The 17,295-nt window shown below is 71.5% G+C and carries 19 protein-coding genes and 1 pseudogene; 3 read left to right on the top strand and 17 right to left on the bottom strand.

Features of this window, described 5'->3' with window-relative positions; genetic code table 11:
- Positions 1 to 205 (top strand): annotated as a pseudogene (locus EYQ95_RS26620) (hypothetical protein); the annotation flags it as partial.
- Between the two features lie 393 nt (positions 206 to 598).
- On the opposite strand, the gene EYQ95_RS19350 reads toward EYQ95_RS26620, so the two are convergent.
- From EYQ95_RS19350 to rlmE, 13 genes are all read right to left on the bottom strand, one after another.
- Positions 599 to 1,063: a lysozyme inhibitor LprI family protein gene (locus EYQ95_RS19350; protein WP_132329488.1), complete on the bottom strand. Its 465-nt coding sequence runs from the start codon at positions 1,061 to 1,063 to the stop codon at positions 599 to 601.
- Between the two features lie 172 nt (positions 1,064 to 1,235).
- A complete protein-coding gene (locus EYQ95_RS19345) occupies positions 1,236 to 2,528 on the bottom strand; it encodes an adenylosuccinate synthase (RefSeq protein WP_132329485.1) in 1,293 nt (430 codons plus the stop codon).
- 294 nt (positions 2,529 to 2,822) lie between these two features.
- Entirely contained in the window at positions 2,823 to 3,011 is a 189-nt protein-coding gene (locus EYQ95_RS19340; RefSeq protein ID WP_132329482.1) for a DUF2065 domain-containing protein, read from the bottom strand.
- The gene (gene hflC, locus EYQ95_RS19335) at positions 3,008 to 3,871 is read right to left on the bottom strand and encodes a protease modulator HflC (protein WP_132329479.1); all 864 of its coding nucleotides are present in this window, start codon (positions 3,869 to 3,871) and stop codon (positions 3,008 to 3,010) included. The genes EYQ95_RS19340 and hflC overlap by 4 nt, the downstream gene beginning before the upstream one ends.
- Positions 3,868 to 4,965 (bottom strand): FtsH protease activity modulator HflK, encoded by a 1,098-nt coding sequence (hflK, locus tag EYQ95_RS19330; RefSeq protein ID WP_132329476.1) that lies wholly within the window; start codon positions 4,963 to 4,965, stop codon positions 3,868 to 3,870. The genes hflC and hflK overlap by 4 nt, the downstream gene beginning before the upstream one ends.
- A gap of 117 nt (positions 4,966 to 5,082) precedes the next feature.
- A complete protein-coding gene (gene hflX, locus EYQ95_RS19325; protein WP_132329473.1) occupies positions 5,083 to 6,387 on the bottom strand; it encodes a ribosome rescue GTPase HflX in 1,305 nt (434 codons plus the stop codon).
- Between the two features lie 21 nt (positions 6,388 to 6,408).
- Positions 6,409 to 6,684, bottom strand: a complete 276-nt coding sequence (hfq, locus tag EYQ95_RS19320) for an RNA chaperone Hfq (protein WP_132329470.1) — start codon at positions 6,682 to 6,684, stop codon at positions 6,409 to 6,411.
- A 149-nt stretch (positions 6,685 to 6,833) separates the two neighbouring features.
- Positions 6,834 to 7,793, bottom strand: coding sequence for a tRNA (adenosine(37)-N6)-dimethylallyltransferase MiaA (gene miaA / locus EYQ95_RS19315; RefSeq protein ID WP_132329468.1), 960 nt, complete (start codon positions 7,791 to 7,793; stop codon positions 6,834 to 6,836).
- A 7-nt stretch (positions 7,794 to 7,800) separates the two neighbouring features.
- A complete protein-coding gene (putP, locus tag EYQ95_RS19310; protein ID WP_132329465.1) occupies positions 7,801 to 9,300 on the bottom strand; it encodes a sodium/proline symporter PutP in 1,500 nt (499 codons plus the stop codon).
- Between the two features lie 360 nt (positions 9,301 to 9,660).
- Positions 9,661 to 10,566, bottom strand: coding sequence for a dihydropteroate synthase (gene folP, locus EYQ95_RS19305; protein ID WP_132329462.1), 906 nt, complete (start codon positions 10,564 to 10,566; stop codon positions 9,661 to 9,663).
- The gene (locus tag EYQ95_RS26415; protein WP_165924793.1) at positions 10,566 to 10,724 is read right to left on the bottom strand and encodes a hypothetical protein; all 159 of its coding nucleotides are present in this window, start codon (positions 10,722 to 10,724) and stop codon (positions 10,566 to 10,568) included. Before EYQ95_RS26415 ends, folP begins: the two co-directional genes overlap by 1 nt.
- A 77-nt stretch (positions 10,725 to 10,801) precedes the next feature.
- Complete coding sequence (gene ftsH / locus EYQ95_RS19300; protein ID WP_132329460.1) at positions 10,802 to 12,694, bottom strand: ATP-dependent zinc metalloprotease FtsH; 1,893 nt, start codon at positions 12,692 to 12,694, stop codon at positions 10,802 to 10,804.
- Between the two features lie 69 nt (positions 12,695 to 12,763).
- Positions 12,764 to 13,396, bottom strand: a complete 633-nt coding sequence (rlmE, locus tag EYQ95_RS19295; protein WP_132329457.1) for a 23S rRNA (uridine(2552)-2'-O)-methyltransferase RlmE — start codon at positions 13,394 to 13,396, stop codon at positions 12,764 to 12,766.
- 77 nt (positions 13,397 to 13,473) lie between these two features.
- Between rlmE and yhbY the strand changes: the two genes are divergently transcribed.
- Positions 13,474 to 13,782: a ribosome assembly RNA-binding protein YhbY gene (yhbY, locus tag EYQ95_RS19290; RefSeq protein WP_243699988.1), complete on the top strand. Its 309-nt coding sequence runs from the start codon at positions 13,474 to 13,476 to the stop codon at positions 13,780 to 13,782.
- Positions 13,783 to 13,834: 52 nt separating this feature from the next.
- A complete protein-coding gene (locus EYQ95_RS19285; RefSeq protein ID WP_132329451.1) occupies positions 13,835 to 14,215 on the top strand; it encodes an Mth938-like domain-containing protein in 381 nt (126 codons plus the stop codon).
- 61 nt (positions 14,216 to 14,276) lie between these two features.
- Here the strand turns inward: EYQ95_RS19285 and EYQ95_RS19280 are convergent, their stop codons facing one another.
- The 4 genes from EYQ95_RS19280 to surE are packed head-to-tail and all read right to left on the bottom strand — an operon-like array spanning position 14,277 to position 17,176.
- Positions 14,277 to 15,047: a peptidoglycan DD-metalloendopeptidase family protein gene (locus EYQ95_RS19280; RefSeq protein ID WP_132329448.1), complete on the bottom strand. Its 771-nt coding sequence runs from the start codon at positions 15,045 to 15,047 to the stop codon at positions 14,277 to 14,279.
- 19 nt (positions 15,048 to 15,066) lie between these two features.
- Complete coding sequence (locus EYQ95_RS19275; RefSeq protein ID WP_132329445.1) at positions 15,067 to 15,723, bottom strand: exopolysaccharide biosynthesis protein; 657 nt, start codon at positions 15,721 to 15,723, stop codon at positions 15,067 to 15,069.
- Positions 15,720 to 16,397, bottom strand: coding sequence for a protein-L-isoaspartate(D-aspartate) O-methyltransferase (locus tag EYQ95_RS19270; RefSeq protein ID WP_132329442.1), 678 nt, complete (start codon positions 16,395 to 16,397; stop codon positions 15,720 to 15,722). The genes EYQ95_RS19275 and EYQ95_RS19270 overlap by 4 nt, the downstream gene beginning before the upstream one ends.
- Positions 16,394 to 17,176 (bottom strand): 5'/3'-nucleotidase SurE, encoded by a 783-nt coding sequence (gene surE / locus EYQ95_RS19265; protein WP_132329439.1) that lies wholly within the window; start codon positions 17,174 to 17,176, stop codon positions 16,394 to 16,396. Before surE ends, EYQ95_RS19270 begins: the two co-directional genes overlap by 4 nt.
- Between the last annotated feature and the right edge of the window lie 119 nt (positions 17,177 to 17,295).

Here is a 17,295-nt window from a genome sequence, read left to right as displayed (position 1 = left end):
CCTGGGCGCCTCGGCACGCGGCGGCGCGCAGTCCGGGGATGACGCCCCGGATGACGGTGGCACGCCGGCAGGCGCGGGGCAGGCCTCGGCGGATGCGAACGCCGGTGGCGGCGCGAAGGCCTCGCGCCGCGGCCCGGCCAGGGCATCGGCGGACGCGGATGCGGATGCGGATGCGCGCGCCGGCGCCGGCGCCTCGCGTCGCTGACCGTCGAGCCCGCTCCTGCATCGGCGCCGCCTCCGGCTTCAAGCCCGGGGGCGGCGCTTTTCGCGTGCGGCACGCGGCGTCCGCATGTCACGGTCGCGCGTTCCTCCGGACCACATCCACACCGGCTTCGATGCGGGCCGTTGCGGCGACGCTGCGGCAGCGTCCCTCGCCCGTCGGCCAGGCTCCGAGGGCCCGGCCGCGCGAGCCACCTGGCCACTTGCAGTGCGTCTGCTCCGCAACGCGCATGGGCGGCAACACCTGCAGGCGTCGCACCGGGCCGAATCCCGTGCAGTGGCCGCGGGCTCACCGCCAGCCCACCCGCATCGGAGCGGCCGGGCGCCCGAGAGGCACAGCCACCGCGCCCCGCGCCGGCATGAACCGGCGCCGCCGGGCTCAGCGCGCGAGCACGTCCGCGCGCGCCGCCGTTGCCTCCAGGCGGCAGATGCCCGCCTGGATGCGCTGCGCGGCGGGCACGCCCGCGTCGTCGGCGCCGCAGACTCGGTCACGCTCGGCGCGCCACTGTGCCTGGATCGCGGCGACGTCGCCGTTGGACGTGGACAGCGCGCGGCGCGAGGCCAGCGCGGCGTCGATGCGCGCCTGCTGATGCTGCAGTTCGGCATCGATGCAGGCGAGCGTTGCGCTGGCGGTGCCCTGTGCCGCATCGACGCAGTTGCCGAACGCAGGGCGTACCCCGAGCCCGCGCGCGGCGTCCTTCACCCGCGCGACGTCGACGGCGGGCACCGTCGCCGCGGCGCCTGTCGCCGCCGGGCCGGTCGACGTGCTGCGTGTCGGCGAGCTCGCGCAGGCCGCGAGGGAAAGAGCGAGTCCCGTCGCCACCAGGGGCCGGATGATGTCCATGGCGTTTCCTGTCTCATGGGCTCGCGCATCGTGCCCGATGCGCCGGGAAAGGTACGACGCGTCCGCCGCGGGGAAGTTCCGCCATCGGCGCGATGGCCGTCACAGTCCGCGCCCGCAAGGACGAAGGCCGCCCGGGGGCGGCCTTCGCATGTTCCCGTCGTGGGCGCAGCCCTCAGGCGAACGGATCCTGCAGCACGATGTTCGCGTCGCGATCCGGGCCGGTCGACACGATGGCGAGCGGGCAGCCCGCCAGCTCCTCCAGCGCACGCAGGTAAGCGCGCGCGGCGGCCGGCAGCTTCTCCCACTCGGTGATGCCGGCGGTGCTCTCCTCCCAGCCCGGGAACTCGAGATACACCGGCGTGCACTCTTCCCAACCCGCCGCGTCGAGCGGGGCGTACTCGGTGCGCTTGCCCCGGTACTCGTAGGCGATGCAGATCTTGAGCTTCTCCATCCCGTCGAGGATGTCGAGCTTGGTGATGCACAGGCCGGTGATGCCGTTGATGGCGACGGCGCGCTTGAGCGCGACGATGTCCATCCAGCCGCAGCGGCGCGGACGGCCGGTGGTGGCGCCGTATTCCTGGCCGCGGTCGCGGATGCCCTGACCGATCTCGTCGTGCAGCTCGGTCGGGAACGGGCCGCCGCCCACGCGCGTGGCATAGGCCTTGGCGATGCCAAGCACGTAGTCGATCGCGTCCGCGCCCACGCCGGTGCCGGCCAGCGCGCCGCCGACGGTGGTGTTCGAGGACGTCACGTAGGGATACGTGCCGTGGTCGATGTCGAGCAGCGAGCCCTGGGCGCCTTCGAACATCACGCGCTTACCCTGCTTGCGCAGCTCGTGCAGGATGCCGGCGACGTCGGCCTTCATCGGCTCGACGTACTCGCCGAAGGCCAGCGCCTCGTCGAGCGTCTTCTGGTAGTCCACCGCGTCCACGCCGAGGTACTTGGTCAGCACGAAGTTGTGGTAGTCCAGCGCGGCGCGCAGCTTCTCGGCCAGTTCGGCCGGATAGTGCAGGTCCGCCACGCGAATGCCGCGGCGCGCCACCTTGTCCTCATAGGCCGGGCCGATGCCGCGGCCCGTGGTGCCGATCGCCTTGCCGCCGGCGGCCTTCTCGCGCGCCTGATCCAGCGCGATGTGGTAGGGCATGATCAGCGGCGTGGCCGGCGAGATCTTCAGGCGCGAGCGCACCTCGACGCCATTGCCCTCGAGTTCGGCGATCTCCTTCTGCAGCGCGCCCGGGTGCAGCACCACGCCATTGCCGATCAGGCACAGCGCGTCGGGGCGCAGGATGCCCGACGGGATCAGGTGCAGGACGGTCTTCTTGCCGCCGATGACCAGCGTGTGGCCGGCATTGTGGCCGCCCTGGAAGCGCACGACGGCGCCGATCTCCTCGGTCAGCAGGTCGACGATCTTGCCCTTGCCCTCGTCGCCCCACTGCGCGCCCAGCACCACTACAGACTGACCCATTACCGCTTCTCCAAGTTCATGGCCCCGTGTACCAGGGCGACCCGCCATGCGCGGCGCGCATGGCGTTCGAGCGAGCGCGCGGCAGTGCCGCGCAAGCACTCGCTCTCACCCCCATTGAGCGCCCAACACCAGCACTGACTGACCCATCGCGCACTCCGAATGTCGCCCCGTCGGGGCGGAAAGGCCGCGGCGGCCGGATCGACGGCCCGCACACGGAAAAAGCCGGCGGGTGTCCCCGGCCGGCTTTTGTGCATTATCCGGGTTTCGCCGGCCGGGGGCCACCCCGGCCGTCGGTCACTGCCGCACCAGCCAGAGCAGCAGCAGGCCCGTGCCGACGAACATGCCGCCCAGGATGCGCAGCTGACGGCCGCTGAGCGCGTACAGCCGCTCGGCGGTGCGTCGCCAGCCCTCGGGCCAGGCGAACAGGAACAGGCCCTCGAGCACGGCGACCAGGCACAGCGCCGACAACAGCTCGCGGGTCATCGATCCGAGCGCATGTACTGCAGGAACGGATCGTCACGGTCCAGCACGATCACCGTCTTGCCGTCGGCGAAGGACTTGCGGTAGGCATCGAGGCTGCGCTGGAAGGCGAAGAAGGCCGGATCGCGCTGCGCGGCCTGGGCATACAGGCGCGTGGCCTCGGCATCGCCCTCGCCCCGCAGGCGCTGCGCATCGCGCTCGGCCTCGGCCACGATCACCGCGCGGTCGCGATCGGCGTTCGCGCGGATCTGCTGCGCCTGTTCCTCGCCCTCGGCGCGCAGGCGGCTGGCCACCTGCTGCCGCTGCGCGCTCATGCGCCGGTACACGTCGCGGATCACCTGGCTGTCGGTCGGCAGGTCGATCTGCTTGATGCGCAGGTCGGCAATGCGGATGCCCAGCGTGGCCGCGCCCCGGTTGATGGTGTCGAGCTGCTGGCCGACGATCTTGGAGCGATCGCCGGAGACCACCTCCGACAGCGTGCGGCTGTTGATCTCGTTGCGCAGCGCGTCCTTGATGATGGGCGCCAGGCGCTCGACCGCGGTCTTCTCGTCGCCGCCCGTCGCGCGGTAGAACGCGCGCAGGTTCTCGATGCGGCCCACGGCGAAGAAGTCCACGCTCACGTCCTTGCGCTCGGAGGTGAGGTAGCGCTCGGGCTCGGCGGGCAGCACGAGCAGGCGGCGGTCGAAGACGCGCGCAGTTTCCAGCAGCGGCACCTTGAAGTGCAGGCCGGGGCCGAGGTCGGCACGGGCGACGCGGCCCAGGTTGAGCACGATCGCGCTGTGGCCCTCGTGCACGACGAAGACCGAACCCATCAGGGCGAACAGGGCCGCGACGGCGGCGGCGATCCACATGGAATATCTCATCGGCCGGACTCCGTGCTGCGCGGCTCGCGCCCGGTACGTCCGGAGCGCGCGCTATCGGTGGCGGTGACCGGCGCCAGCACGTCGGGCGTGACGAGCGGGCCGGTGGGCGGCGCGGACTGCGCGGCGTTGCCGGCGGCCGGCGCCATCGGCACGTAGATCAGCTGGCGCGAATCGCCGCCGACGATCGTGCGGTTCTGCGCAAGCACGTCCTGCACCGTGTCCAGCCACAGGCGCTTGCGGGTGACGTCGGGCGCGTCCTTGTACTGCTCGACCAGCAGCGAGAAGCGCTGCGCGTCGCCGGTGGCGCGGGCGATGGCGGCGGTCTTGTAGCCCTCCGCGGTGGTGCGCACGCGGGCGGCGTCGCCTCGCGCCTCCGGCACGACCTTGGCGGCGTAGGCGCGCGCCTCGCTGATCACGCGGTCCTTGTCCTGCTGCGCCGAGTTGACGTCGTCGAAGGCCGGCTTGACCTCCTCCGGCGGGCGCGCGTTCGGCAGGTTGAGTTCGGTGACGACGATGCCGGTGCGGTAGGCGTCGAGCGAGCGCTGCAGGTTGGTGCGCGCGGCAACGGCGATGGCGTTGCGCGCGCCCAGCACGTTGTCCAGCGTCGACCGGCCCACCAGCTCGCGAACCGCCGACAGCGCGGCCTGGGTCAGCACGGCGTCGGCATCGCGGGTGCCGAACAGATAGCGCTGCGGGTCGGAGATGCGGTACTGCACGTTGATCTCGACCTGCACGATGTTCTCGTCGGCGGTCAGCACCGGCACGTTGTCGGAGAAGGTCTTGATCTGCGTGGCGTTGACCTTGATGACGCGCTCGATCGGCCAGGGGAACTTGAGGTTCGGGCCGGGCTCCATCATCCGCGCGAACTGGCCGAAGCGCAGCACGACGCCGCGCTGCTGCTCGGCGATCAGCACGAACGAGCTGAAGAGCAGCCATAGGCCCAGCAGCACCGGCAGCCAGCGCCATGGACCGTTGCCGCCGTCGAACAGGTCGCGCAGGCGGTCGAGGAGATCCTGTGGGCCGAAGCCGCGCGGCCTGAGCCGCCCGCGACCCGGGCGGTCGCCGTTTTCACTGCCGGGGGTGTTCCAGGCCATGCCTGCTCCTGAGGGGGCGCGCGGAGCCGCCGCGGGCCGGCGCGGGCGCGCTCGGACAAGGGCTGGCGGCAGGACGCCGACGGGTGGGTCGGATTCTAGGTGGGGGGTCCAGCGGCCTCAAGCAAGGCCGGCGTCGGGAGGCGGTTCGGGAACCAGCGGGTTCAGCAGGTGGCCACCCGCGGAGGCGGCGATCCGGCGCGCCTCGCTCCGTGGCAGGTCGAGGTCCAGCGTCCAGCCGTCCTCTTCCGCCCGCTCGGCTCGCACCGCGCCGATCTCGTACAGCCGGCCGCGCAGGCGCGCGGCCTCGGTGGGCAGGTGGATGCGGCCGGTCACGCGCTCCAGCCCGAGGGTCTGGCCCAGCGCCTCGCGCAGCAGGTCCAGGCCGGTGCCGTCGCGGGCCGACAGCCACACGCGCTGGCGTTCCTCGACGAAGCGGTCCAGGCGCGGCGCCGTGTCCTCGAGCCGGTCGATCTTGTTGAAGACCAGCAGCTGGGGGATGTCGCTGGCGCCGATCTCCTTGAGCACGGCATCGACCTGCGCGATGCGCTCGGTGCGCAGCGGGTCGGCGGCATCGACGACGTGCAGGAGCAGGTCGGCCTCGCGCGCCTCCGACAGCGTGGAACGAAACGCGGCCACCAGTTCGTGCGGCAGGTCGCGCACGAAGCCCACCGTATCGGCCAGCACCACGCTGCCGCCGGGCAGTTCGATGCGGCGCACGGTGGGGTCCAGCGTGGCGAAGAGCTGGTCGGCCGCATAGGCCTCCGCACCGGTCAGCGCGTTGAACAGGGTGGACTTGCCCGCGTTGGTGTAGCCCACGAGCGCCACGCGCGGCAGCTCGCCCTTCAGGCGCGCGCGGCGCATCTGCGCGCGCTGCACTTCCACCTTGTCCAGGCGCTTGGACAGCTGTTCGAGCCGCTTCTGCAGCAGGCGACGGTCGGTTTCCAGCTGGGTTTCGCCCGGGCCGCGCAGGCCGATGGCGCCGCCGCGCTGGCGTTCCAGGTGGGTCCAGCCGCGCACCAGGCGCGTGGCCATGTGCCGCAGCTGCGCGAGCTCGACCTGCAGCTTGCCTTCGTGCGAGCGCGCACGCTGGGCGAAGATGTCGAGGATCAGGCCCGTGCGGTCGATGACGCGGCACTTGAGCTCGCGCTCGAGGTTGCGCTCCTGGCCCGGGCTCAGCGGGTGGTTGACGATGACCAGGTCGGCGCCCGTGGCCGCGAGCGCCGCGCGGACTTCCTCGAGCTTGCCGGTACCGATGAGGATCGCCGCGTTGGGACGATCGATGCGCGCGGTCACGACGGTGGCGATGGTCGCCCCCGCCGAGCGCGCGAGTTCCTGGAATTCCTCCAGCACCGCCTCGTCCAGCGGGCCGGCGTGCGGCTGGATCAGCAGCGCGTGCTCGCCCTTCTTCGAGCGTTCAAACAAGCCCCACCTCCTGCCGCATCGTCATTCGGGCGGCGTCTCCTGCCCGCCCTCGCCGTCGGTCGGCTGCACGTAGCCGCCGCCGGGCCCCACGCGCACGTTGCGCGCCGGCACCACGGTCGAGATCGCGTGCTTGTAGACCATCTGGCTGACCGTATTGCGCAGCAGCACCACGAACTGGTCGAAGGACTCGATCGTGCCCTGCAGTTTGATGCCGTTGACGAGGTAGACCGAAACCGGCACCCGCTCCCGGCGCAGTGCGTTCAGGAACGGGTCCTGCAGAGATTGCCCCTTCGACATTGTCTTTCCCCACTCTAGTTCTCGTTATGGGCGGCCGACGGGAAGCATCGGTCCGCGTCGCGGGGTTGTCCCCACCGCAGCGACGGCCCGATGGTAGCGCAAAGTGGCTGATTCACCGTGGTCGGCGCGTGCAAGCGCGACGGCGATCGCTAGCCGGGGCGCCCGAGGAAGGCGGCGAGCGCCGCATCCAGCCGTGCCGGGTCGGCCGCGGGGTCGAACCAGCGCGCGTCGAGTTCTCCACGCAGCCAGGTGAGCTGGCGCTTGGCCAGCTGGCGGGTCGCGTGGATGCCACGCTCGCGCAGCTGCCCCGCGTCGAAGCGCCCGTCGAGGTGCTCCCAGGCCTGGCGGTAGCCGACCGCGCGCAGGGCCGGCAGGTCGAGCGGGCGCGGATGCGAGGCGAGCTGCGGCAACGCGCGCAGGCGGCGGACCTCGTCCAGGAAGCCGGCCGCGAGCATCGCGTCAAAGCGCCGGGCGATGCGCTCGTGCAGTACCGCGCGCTGCGCGGGCGCCACCACCAGCTTGAGAACCCGGCAGGGAAAGCGCTCGCGCGGCGCCTCGCGGCGCCAGTCGCTGATGCTGCGCCCGCTGACCCGCCAGACTTCCAGCGCGCGCTGGATGCGCTGGGCGTCGGTGGAGTGGATGCGCGCGGCCGCCTCCGGGTCGACCCGTGCGAGGTCGGCATGGAGCGCAGCCCAGCCGCGCGCGGCGGCCTCGGCCTCGATCCCCGCGCGCACGCCGGCATCGGCTTCCGGCATCGGCGCCAGGCCGCGCAGCAGCGCGTGGAAGTACAGGCCCGTGCCGCCCGCGAGGATCGGGATGCGACCGCGCGCGACGATGCCCTCCACCGCGCGCCGCGCGTCCACCGCGAACTCCGCCGCCGAGTACGGCTGCCAGGGATCGCGGATATCGATCAGGTGGTGCGCAATGCCGCCGCGCTCGGCGGCGTTGGGCTTGGCCGCGCCGATGTCGAGGCCGCGGTAGACCAGCGCGGAGTCGACGCTGACGACCTCGCCGCCGATCCGCCGCGCCCAGTCGACCGCGAGCGCCGTCTTGCCCGAGGCCGTCGGCCCCATGAGCGCGATGGCCGGTGGGCGGGCGTGGATCGGCACGTCGCGGTCAGTATCCGTTCTCGCGCAGCGCGGCGCGCACCTGCAGGTGGCGTGCGGTCATCGCCTGCGAGGGCGCGCGATCGAGCAGGCTGCCGGCCACGACGGCGACCGTGCCCGCGATGAACCCGGGGATCATTTCGTAAAGCCCCGTATCGGCGAAGAACTGCTTCCAGAGGATGACCACGGCCGCGCCGGCCACCATGCCCGCCAGCGCGCCGTTGCGCGTCATCCGTGCCCAGAACAGCGAGACCAGCACGACCGGCCCGAAGGCCGCGCCGAAGCCCGCCCAGGCATAGGACACCAGGCCGAGCACGCGGCTGTCGGGATCGCGCGCGATCCAGATCGCCAGCAGCGCCACGCCCAGCACCGCGGCGCGCCCCACCCAGACCAGCTCGCGCTGGCTGGCGTCGCGGCGCAGGAACCCGCGGTAGAAGTCCTCGGTGATCGCACTGGAGCAGACCAGCAGCTGGGCCGACAGCGTGCTCATCACCGCCGCGAGGATGGCCGACAGCAGGATGCCCGCGACCCACGGATTGAACAGCTGCTGCGAGAGCTCGATGAACACGCGCTCGGCGTTCTCGCGCACCGGCCCGGCGAGTTCCGGGTGCTGCGCGTAGTACGCATTGCCGAAGAAGCCCACCGCCATCGCACCCAGCAGGCAGAGGATCATCCACGCCATGCCGATGCGGCGCGCGCGCGGGATCGTGGCCAGGCTGTCGGCCGCCATGAACCGCGCCAGGATGTGCGGCTGGCCGAAATACCCCAGCCCCCAGGCCAGCAGCGAGACGATGCCCACCAGCCCGAGCTCGCCGCCGCGGAACCAGTCCAGCTTCGCCGGGTCCACCTGCTCGACCAGCGCCATGCTCTCGCGTGGGCCGCCGACCGCCAGCATCACCATGACCGGCGTGAGCAGCAGCGCGAAGATCATCAGCGTGGCCTGCACGGTGTCGGTCCAGCTCACGGCCAGGAAGCCGCCCACCAGCGTATAGACGATGGTGACGGCCGCGCCCCACCACAGCGCCTCGGCGTAGGGCACGCCGAACACGCTCTCGAACAGGCGCGCGCCGGCCACGATGCCGCTGGCGCAGTACACCGCGAAGAACACCAGGATGACCACGCCGGCGAGCACGCGCAGCACCCGGCTGCCGTCCTCGAAGCGGTGCGTGAAGTAGTCCGGAAGCGTCAGCGAATTGCCGGTGCGCTCGGTGTACAGGCGCAGTGGCCCGGCCACGAATTTCCAGTTCGCCCAGGCACCGGCGACCAGCCCGAAGGCGATCCACGACTCGGACACGCCGGCCAGGAACAGCGCGCCCGGCAGCCCCATCAGCAGCCACCCGCTCATGTCGGATGCACCCGCCGACAGCGCGGTGACGAGGCTGCCCAGCGAGCGGCCGCCGAGGATGTAGTCGTCGAAGCTGCGCGTGGATCGCCAGGCCACGAAGCCGATCACCACCATGGCAACGAGATAGAGCCCGAAGGTGACGACGAGCGGCGTGCTGGTGGTCATGCGGTTTCCAGGATGTTTCCCTGCGCGACTTTACCGCAGCCGTCAAGGCACACAGTGGCTGGACAATTTCTCGCCACGGCAACGCGGGCCGGCATGGATTCTGGGCCCGCGCCGCTTATCCACAGCACGACCCCGACGCTTATCCACAGCCGGTGTGGGTAACGCACGCCGCGTTTTGCGTGCGATCGAGCGCATCGACATGGGCTTGACGCGCGAGGCGTCTCCGGCCTGTGCATCCACCTGGCGCGATGCGACCGCGGCATGCGCAGCCTGCATGCCCTGCACGAAAGTCGCGCCGGCCCGTACGCGCCGTCTGGCGCGCGCGGATGCGCACGTCCCACGCGGTACGTCGCGCGTTGCTCAGTCCTCGTCGGGCCAGCGCAGCGTCGGGGATGCAGCGCCGGTGGCCTTGCGTCGCCGCGGCTGAGCGTCCACCGCCCGCCATACGGCCAGCGCGTCCACCGTCGCGGCCACGTCGTGCACGCGCACGATGCGCGCGCCGCGATCCACCGCCAGCAGGTGCGCGGCGACCGAGCCGTGCACGCGATCGGCGGGCGCCTCGCGACGGGTCAGTTCGCCGATGCTGCGCTTGCGCGAAAGCCCGGCCAGCAGCGGAACACCGAGGTCCGCGAAAGCATCCAGGTTCGCCAGCAGCGCCAGGTTGTGCTCGCGCGTCTTGCCGAAGCCGAAACCCGGGTCGACGACCAGGCGCTTTCTGTCGATGCCGGCCATCTCGGCCGCGAACATGCGCTCGGCCAGGAAGCGGTGCACGTCCGCCACCACGTCGTCGTACTGCGGCGAAGCCTGCATGGAGCGCGGCTCGCCGAGCATGTGCATGAGCACGACCGGCACGCCGAGCGAGGCCGCGGCCTCGAGTGCGCCTTCGCGCCGCAGGCCGTACACGTCGTTGATCATCCCCGCGCCCGCCGCGACGGCCGCGCGCATGACCTCGGGCTTGGAGGTGTCGATGCTGATCGGCACCTGCGTTTCGCGCGCAAGGCGCTCGATCACCGGCACGACGCGCCGCAGTTCCTCCGCTAAAGGCACCTCGTCCGCGCCGGGACGCGTGGATTCGCCGCCCACGTCGAGGATGTCCGCGCCCTCCTCCACCAGGCGCAGCGCATGGGCGACCGCGGCGTCGGTATCGGCATGCAGCCCGCCGTCGGAGAACGAGTCGGGCGTGACGTTGACGATGCCCATCACCCGCGGGCGGTCGAGCACGAGCACGCGGCCGGCGCAGTCGAGGCGGGGCGCGATGTCGAACATCAGCGCTCCTCCCGGCGACGCGCGAAGGCACCGGCACGCACGCCACCCGTCACGCCGGATGCGAGGCCGGGCGGCGGGCTGCCCATGACCCGGCCGATCGGAACGCCCAGGGCGCTGCCGGTCGGCAGCCAGGCGGCGGCGGAGGGTTTGTCAGCCATGCAGTACCCGGCGCGGCGCGCCAACGAAAAAGGCCAGAGCGAACTCTGGCCTTTCCGGGGTGCACTGGCAATCGCGGTCAGGTCGTCGGCGCCGGGCCGCCCAGCGTAATCGGCTTGGGCTGCTCGACCGCCGGGCCGCCGCGACCCCAGCCGCTCGGCGGCGGCGGCTCGCGGCCTTCCATGATCGCGTCGATCTGCGGCGCGTCGATGGTTTCGTACTGGAGCAGGGCTTCGGCCATCGCGTGCAGCTTGTCGATGTTCTCGGTGAGGATCTTCTTGGTGCGCGCGTAGTTGCGGTCGAGGATGCCGCGCACGACCTCGTCGATGCGACGCGCCGTCTCGTCGGAGACGTTCTTGTGCTGCGTCACCGAGCGGCCGAGGAAGACCTCGTCCTCGTCCTCGGAGTAGGCGATCGGCCCCATCTCGTCCGACAGGCCCCACTTGGTGACCATGTTGCGGGCCATCTTGGTGGCGCGCTCGATGTCGTTGGACGCGCCCGTGGTGACCTTGTCCGGCCCGAACACCAGCTCCTCGGCCACGCGGCCGCCGTACAGCGACGACAGCTGGGACTCCAGCGCGACCTTGTTGTACGAGTACTTGTCGCCCTCGGGCAGGTACATGGTCACGCCCAGCGCACGGCCGCGCGGGATGATCGTGACCTTGTAGACCGGGTCGTGCTCCGGGACCATGCGGCCGACGATGGCGTGGCCGGCCTCGTGGTAGGCGGTGAGCTTCTTCTCGTCCTCGCTCATCGCCATCGAGCGGCGCTCGGCGCCCATCAGGATCTTGTCGCGCGCCTTGTCGAAGTGCTCCATGTGCACCTGTTTGGCGTTCTCGCGCGCGGCGAACAGCGCGGCCTCGTTGCAGAGGTTCGCGAGGTCCGCCCCCGAGAAGCCCGGCGTGCCGCGCGCGACGGTCATCGCGTCGACGTCCTCGCCCAGCGGCAGCTTCTTCATGTGCACCTTGAGGATCTGCTCGCGGCCGCGCACGTCGGGCAGGCCCACGACGACCTGGCGGTCGAAGCGGCCCGGGCGCAGCAGCGCCGGGTCGAGCACGTCGGGGCGGTTGGTCGCGGCGATCACGATCACGCCCTCGCCGCCCTCGAAGCCGTCCATCTCGACCAGCAGCTGGTTGAGCGTCTGCTCGCGCTCGTCGTGGCCGCCGCCGAGGCCGGCGCCGCGGTGGCGGCCGACCGCGTCGATCTCGTCGATGAAGATGATGCAGGGCGCGTGCTTCTTGGCCTGGTCGAACATGTCGCGCACGCGGGAAGCGCCCACGCCCACGAACATCTCGACGAAGTCGCTGCCCGAGATCGAGAAGAACGGCACCTTGGCCTCGCCGGCGATCGCGCGCGCCAGCAGCGTCTTGCCGGTACCCGGGGGACCGACCATCAGCACGCCGCGCGGGATCTTGCCGCCGAGCTTCTGGAAGCGGGACGGATCACGGAGGAACTCGACGAGTTCGCCCACTTCCTGCTTGGCCTCGTCGCAGCCGGCCACGTCGGCGAGGGTCACCTTGACCTCGTTCTCGCCCTGCATCTTCGCGCGCGACTTGCCGAAGCTCATCGCGCCCTTGCTGCCGCCCTGCTGCATCTGGCGCATGAAGTACACCCAGATGCCGATGAACAGCAGCCAGGGGAAGATGTTGAGGAACAGCGCCAGCGGCGACGGCCCGGTGGCCGGCGGCTCCTGCACCACGGACACGTCGTGGTTGAGCAGGTCATTGACCAGGTCCTTGTCGTTCGGCGCGTACGTGGTGAACGAGGAGCCGTCCTTGCGTTCGCCCTTGATCGTGGTGCGGTCGTCCTCGATCGTCACGCTCTTCACGCGATCGGTCTGCACCTGCTGGACGAACTGGTCGTAGGCCAGCGTCTCCGGCGGCGTGCTGCGCGGCCCGAAGGCCTGGAAGACCACCATCAGCACGACGGCGACCACCACCCACAGCAACAGATTCTTGGCCAAATCGTTCATCACTCTGCCCATTGGCCTTGCGGCCGGTTCACCACCACCCCATCGCCGCGTTATCGGCGATGCGGGCCATCACTTCATCTCCGCCCGTCGGCCCTGCGCGAGCGCATAGACCTCGGGGGAGCGCTTGCGCGAGGCGGCCGGCTTGCGGATGACCACCTTGTCGTACCGCCGGCGCAGCTCGCGCACGTAATCGTCGAAACCCACGCCCTGGAACAGCTTGATCAGGAAGTTGCCGCCGACGCGCAGGTGGCGGTCGGCGAAGTCCATCGCCAGCTCCGCCAGGTGCATCGCCCGCGGCAGGTCCACCGCGTCCACTCCGCTCATGTTGGGGGCCATGTCCGAGAGGACAAGGTCCACGGGCTGCCCGTTCAAGGCCGATTCCAGACGCGATAGGACTTCATCCTCCCTGAAATCGCCATGAAGGAATTCGACGCCGGCCAAGGGGGGCATGGCGAGGATGTCCAGCGCGATCACGCGGCCGGAGTCGCCCAGCGCCTGCCTGACCCACTGCGACCAGCCTCCGGGCGCCGCGCCGAGGTCCACCACGACCATCCCCGGGCGCAGCAGCCGGTCGCGCTCGACCAGTTCCTCCAGCTTGTAGGCGGCGCGCGAACGAAGGCCCTCGGCCTTCGCCTTCTTCACATAGGGATCGGAGAAGTGTTCCTTGAGCCAGCGATGGCTGGACTTGCTGCGCGTCGGCATCGGCGTCGTGGAGCGCCGGGCGGGAGGCGCGAGACCGCATGATACCCTGCGCCCCTCCCCGCACCCGGAACGTACGCTTGACCGCGATCAGCCTCACCGCAGCGCAGACCCGATTCCTCCGCGGCCAGGCCCATGGCCTGAAGGCGATGCTGCAGGTCGGCGGCAAGGGGGTGACACCGGCCGTGGTGGCCGAGATCGGCCAGGCGCTCGAGGACCACGAGCTCATCAAGGTGAAGGTCGCCGCGGACGACCGCGAGGCGCGCGCCGGGCTGATCGACGCGATCGTCGATGGCACGGGCGCCGCCCTGGTGCAGCGCATCGGCCATACCGCCGTGCTGTACCGGCCGAGCCGGGAGAAGCGGCAGATCATCCTGCCTCGTCCGTGAGCGTTCACGCGCCCTAACGCCCGCGCGGCCGAGAGTCGACGCAGGTGAGCCCATGCAACTCGTCCTCGAACAACCCGACCATGCCTACGTGCTGCGTGCCGCCGACGGCAGCTGCGCGCTGGTCAACGACCGCCGTCTGACGTCCAGCTTCATCCTCGCGCCGGATGCGCTGATCGAGGACTGGCCCGCCGCCGCCGTCGGGCTGCTGACGCCGGACCTGCTGCAGCCGCTTCTGGCGCTGCGTCCCGAACTCATCGTGCTCGGCAGCGGGGACCGGCAGGCCTTCGCGCCCGCCGTGACCCAGGCCGCCTGCCTGCAGGCCGGCATCGGCTTCGAGGTGATGAACAACGCCGCCGCCGCCCGAACGTTCAACGTGCTGGCCGGCGAAGGCCGGCGCGTGGTGGCGGGCTTCGTGCTGTCCAACGGGGCCTAGCCCGCGCCGGACCGCAGCCGCCGCCATCGCTTGGCGCGGCCGGGCGCGCCTGGCCTGCTGGCTACGGGGCGGGCAGGTAGCGCAGGGGATCGACCGGCCGGCCGTTGTAGCGGATCTCGAAGTGCAGCATGTCGCGCGGGGCGCCGCTGCGGCCCATCTCGGCGATCTGCTCGCCGGCCTTCACCAGCTGCCCCTCGTTCACCAGCCGCCGCCGGTTGTGGCCGTAGGCCGAGAGCCAGTTCTCGCTGTGCTTGATGATGACCAGCTCGCCATAGCCGACCAGCCCGGCGCCGGAATAGACCACCGTGCCATCGGCCGCCGCGCGCACGGGCGCGCCGGCGGTGCCGGCGATGTCGATGCCCTGCCGCGTCGGCTCGCCGGCCACGTAGCGGCCGATGAGCTGCCCCTGCGCGGGCCAGCGCCAGGGAAAACCGCTGCTGGCCGGTTCGGGGGGCGCCGACGCCGCAGGCGCGGCCGGCGTGACGCGCGCGGGGGGCTTGGCGCCGGCGTCCGCGCGCCGCGTGGGCGCGGCGGCAACGGGCCGGCTGCCGCGACCGCCCCCCGGATACAGCCTCAGCCGCTGTCCCGGATAGATCGTGTACGGCGGCGCCAGCCCGTTCCAGGTGGCGAGGTCGAGCACGGTGATGCCGTTGCGCGTGGCGATCGAGTAAAGAGTGTCCCCGCGCTGCACCAGCACGGTGCCGCCGGGGCGCGGCTTGGACACGGCCGGTGCCACGGGCCTGGGCGGCGAGCCCGTGCGGACCACCGAGCTCGAGCATGCCGCAAGCGCCAGGACGCATCCCGCTGCCAGCAGCCACCGCGCCGTCGTCATCGTTTCCCGTCCTCCCGCATCAGCCGGCGAAGCGCTGCCACAGCTCGCGGATCGCCATGCCGCCGCCCCCGATGAGGACTCCGAAATAGACGATCGTCGCGATGTTGGCCAGATGGCCGAGCAGGACCGCCCCACCGTCGCGCTGCACCATGCCCACTGCATACAGCAGCAGCGCGAGCGCGGGAAGCGTATTGCTGAACGGCACGAAGCCGAACGGGGCCATCAGCAGCAGCGCGGCGAGGATGAAGGCGAGATTGGTCAGCTGCAGGCGCGTGCGCCCCTCGACCAGGCCCGGCAGCCGGCGCGGGCGGCTGATGCGCTCCAGGCGCCGGACCCAGCTCATGCCCTGCTGCAGGCCGGGGCGCAGTTTCGCGGCCGGCAGTGCGCGGTGGCGGATGCGCGAGGGCAGCCACAGCGGCCGCCCGAGCACCCGGCTGATGCCCACCAGCAGGATGGCCGCGCCGAACACCGTGCTCACCCCGGGAATCGAGACCGGGATCAGGAACACGAGGGTGAGCAGCATCGTCAGCAGCAGCAGGCCTTCGTCGCCGAACACGTCGAGCAGTTCGCCCAGGGTGAGCGAGTCCTCCGGCAGGTCGCGGATCACGCGTTCGAGCTGCTCGCCCAGGGTTTCGTCGTCACCGGCCGGCGCGGCGACGGGGTTCCTCGCGTTCAATCGACCACTCCCGGAAGCAGGGGCACGAAGACCACCGGCGCGAGCACCTGCTCGTCGAAGCCGCCCTCGGGCAGGCTGCGCACCTGCAGCAGCGACTGCGCGCTCGCCTGACCCACCGGCGCGATCAGCACGCCACCGGGCGCGAGCTGCGCCTTGAGCTCGTCCACCAGCGCCGGCGCCGCCGCGGTGACGAGGATGGCATCGAAGGGCCCGTTCTCGGCCCAGCCGGCGCGGCCGTCGTCATGCTTGCTGCGCACGGTCATGCCGAGCTGGCGGAAGCGCTTGCGCGCCACGCGCAGCAGCTCGCCGATGCGCTCGACCGTGTGCACGTCCAGCCCCAGTGCGGCCAGCACCGCCGCCTGGTAGCCCGAGCCGGTGCCGATCTCCAGCACCTTCTTCGGGTTCGACGCCAGCAGCGCCTCGGTCATGCGCGCGACCACCCAGGGCTGGGAGATGGTCTGCCCGTGGCCGATCGGCAGCGCGGTGTCCTCGTAGGCCCGCGTGGCGAGGGCCTCGTCGACGAACAAGTGGCGCGGCATCGTACGGATCGCTTCCAGCACGCGCTCGTCGTGGATGCCGTTCGCACGCAGGCGCTCGACCAGCCGGTCGCGCACGCGCTGCGAGGTGAGGCCCGTGCCCAGGGCTTCGGGGCGGCGTCCGATGCGCATGCTCATGTCTCCGCGCGGCCCAGCGCCCCGGCCAGGCCGCCCACCCAGCTGGCCACCTGCTCGAGGGCCTGGTAACGCGTGAGGTCGACCTGGATGGGCGTGATCGAGATGCAGCCGCGGCGGACCGCGTCGAAGTCCGTGCCGGGGCCTGCGTCCTGCTCGGCTCCGGCCGGGCCGACCCAGAACCACTCGCGCCCGCGGGGATCGACCTGCTTGACGCAGGCTTCGGAGCGATGGCGATTGCCCAGGCGCCCGGCCTCGAAGCCGCGGATGGCCTCCCAGGGCACGTCGGGCACGTTGACGTTGAGGATGGTGTCGGCCGGCAGCGGGTCGACCAGCAGGCGCGCCACGATCTCCACCGCCGCCCGCGCGGCCGTTGCGTAGTGTCGGCCGACGCCGTCGGCGGTGGCCAGCGATACCGCCACGGCCGGGTAGCCGAGAAAGCGGCCTTCCACCGCGGCGGCGACGGTGCCGGAATAGATGACGTCGTCGCCCAGGTTGCCGACGTTGTTGATGCCGGACACGACGATGTCGGGCAGCCGGTCGAGCAGTCCGGTCAGCGCCACGTGGACGCAGTCGGTCGGGGTGCCGTGCACGCGCCAGGTGCGTTCGTCCTGCCGCTGCACGCGCACGGGCATGTCCAACGTGAGCGAATTGCTCGCGCCGGAGCGGTCGCGGTCGGGGGCGACGATGAGGACATCGTGGCCGGCGCCGCGCAGGGTCTCCGCGAGGATGCGGATACCGGGCGCGTCGACGCCGTCGTCGTTGCTGACAAGGACTCGCATGGATCTCGTGGCGCCGGGTGGAGGACACCGCCGGCGACGGCGGGGGGCCATGATAGCCGATGCCCCGCGGCGGCCTTTCGCGCACCCGCCACGCCGTCGCACCGGGCGCGCGGGGTTGC

This window comes from Lysobacter sp. N42 (assembly GCF_004344885.1).
This window is presented reverse-complemented; position numbering and strand designations above follow the sequence as displayed.

Coding starts and splice junctions, on each gene's coding strand:
- hflC (WP_132329479.1), bottom strand. CDS start 3,871: ATGAGATATTCCATGTGGATCGCCGCCGCCGTCGCGGCCCTGTTCGCC.
- EYQ95_RS19345 (WP_132329485.1), bottom strand. CDS start 2,528: ATGGGTCAGTCTGTAGTGGTGCTGGGCGCGCAGTGGGGCGACGAGGGC.
- EYQ95_RS19285 (WP_132329451.1), top strand. CDS start 13,835: ATGCAACTCGTCCTCGAACAACCCGACCATGCCTACGTGCTGCGTGCC.
- folP (WP_132329462.1), bottom strand. CDS start 10,566: ATGTTCGACATCGCGCCCCGCCTCGACTGCGCCGGCCGCGTGCTCGTG.
- surE (WP_132329439.1), bottom strand. CDS start 17,176: ATGCGAGTCCTTGTCAGCAACGACGACGGCGTCGACGCGCCCGGTATC.
- EYQ95_RS19350 (WP_132329488.1), bottom strand. CDS start 1,063: ATGGACATCATCCGGCCCCTGGTGGCGACGGGACTCGCTCTTTCCCTC.
- ftsH (WP_132329460.1), bottom strand. CDS start 12,694: ATGAACGATTTGGCCAAGAATCTGTTGCTGTGGGTGGTGGTCGCCGTC.
- EYQ95_RS19340 (WP_132329482.1), bottom strand. CDS start 3,011: ATGACCCGCGAGCTGTTGTCGGCGCTGTGCCTGGTCGCCGTGCTCGAG.
- hfq (WP_132329470.1), bottom strand. CDS start 6,684: ATGTCGAAGGGGCAATCTCTGCAGGACCCGTTCCTGAACGCACTGCGC.
- EYQ95_RS19270 (WP_132329442.1), bottom strand. CDS start 16,397: ATGAGCATGCGCATCGGACGCCGCCCCGAAGCCCTGGGCACGGGCCTC.
- EYQ95_RS19280 (WP_132329448.1), bottom strand. CDS start 15,047: ATGACGACGGCGCGGTGGCTGCTGGCAGCGGGATGCGTCCTGGCGCTT.
- hflK (WP_132329476.1), bottom strand. CDS start 4,965: ATGGCCTGGAACACCCCCGGCAGTGAAAACGGCGACCGCCCGGGTCGC.
- rlmE (WP_132329457.1), bottom strand. CDS start 13,396: ATGCCGACGCGCAGCAAGTCCAGCCATCGCTGGCTCAAGGAACACTTC.
- EYQ95_RS26415 (WP_165924793.1), bottom strand. CDS start 10,724: ATGGCTGACAAACCCTCCGCCGCCGCCTGGCTGCCGACCGGCAGCGCC.
- putP (WP_132329465.1), bottom strand. CDS start 9,300: ATGACCACCAGCACGCCGCTCGTCGTCACCTTCGGGCTCTATCTCGTT.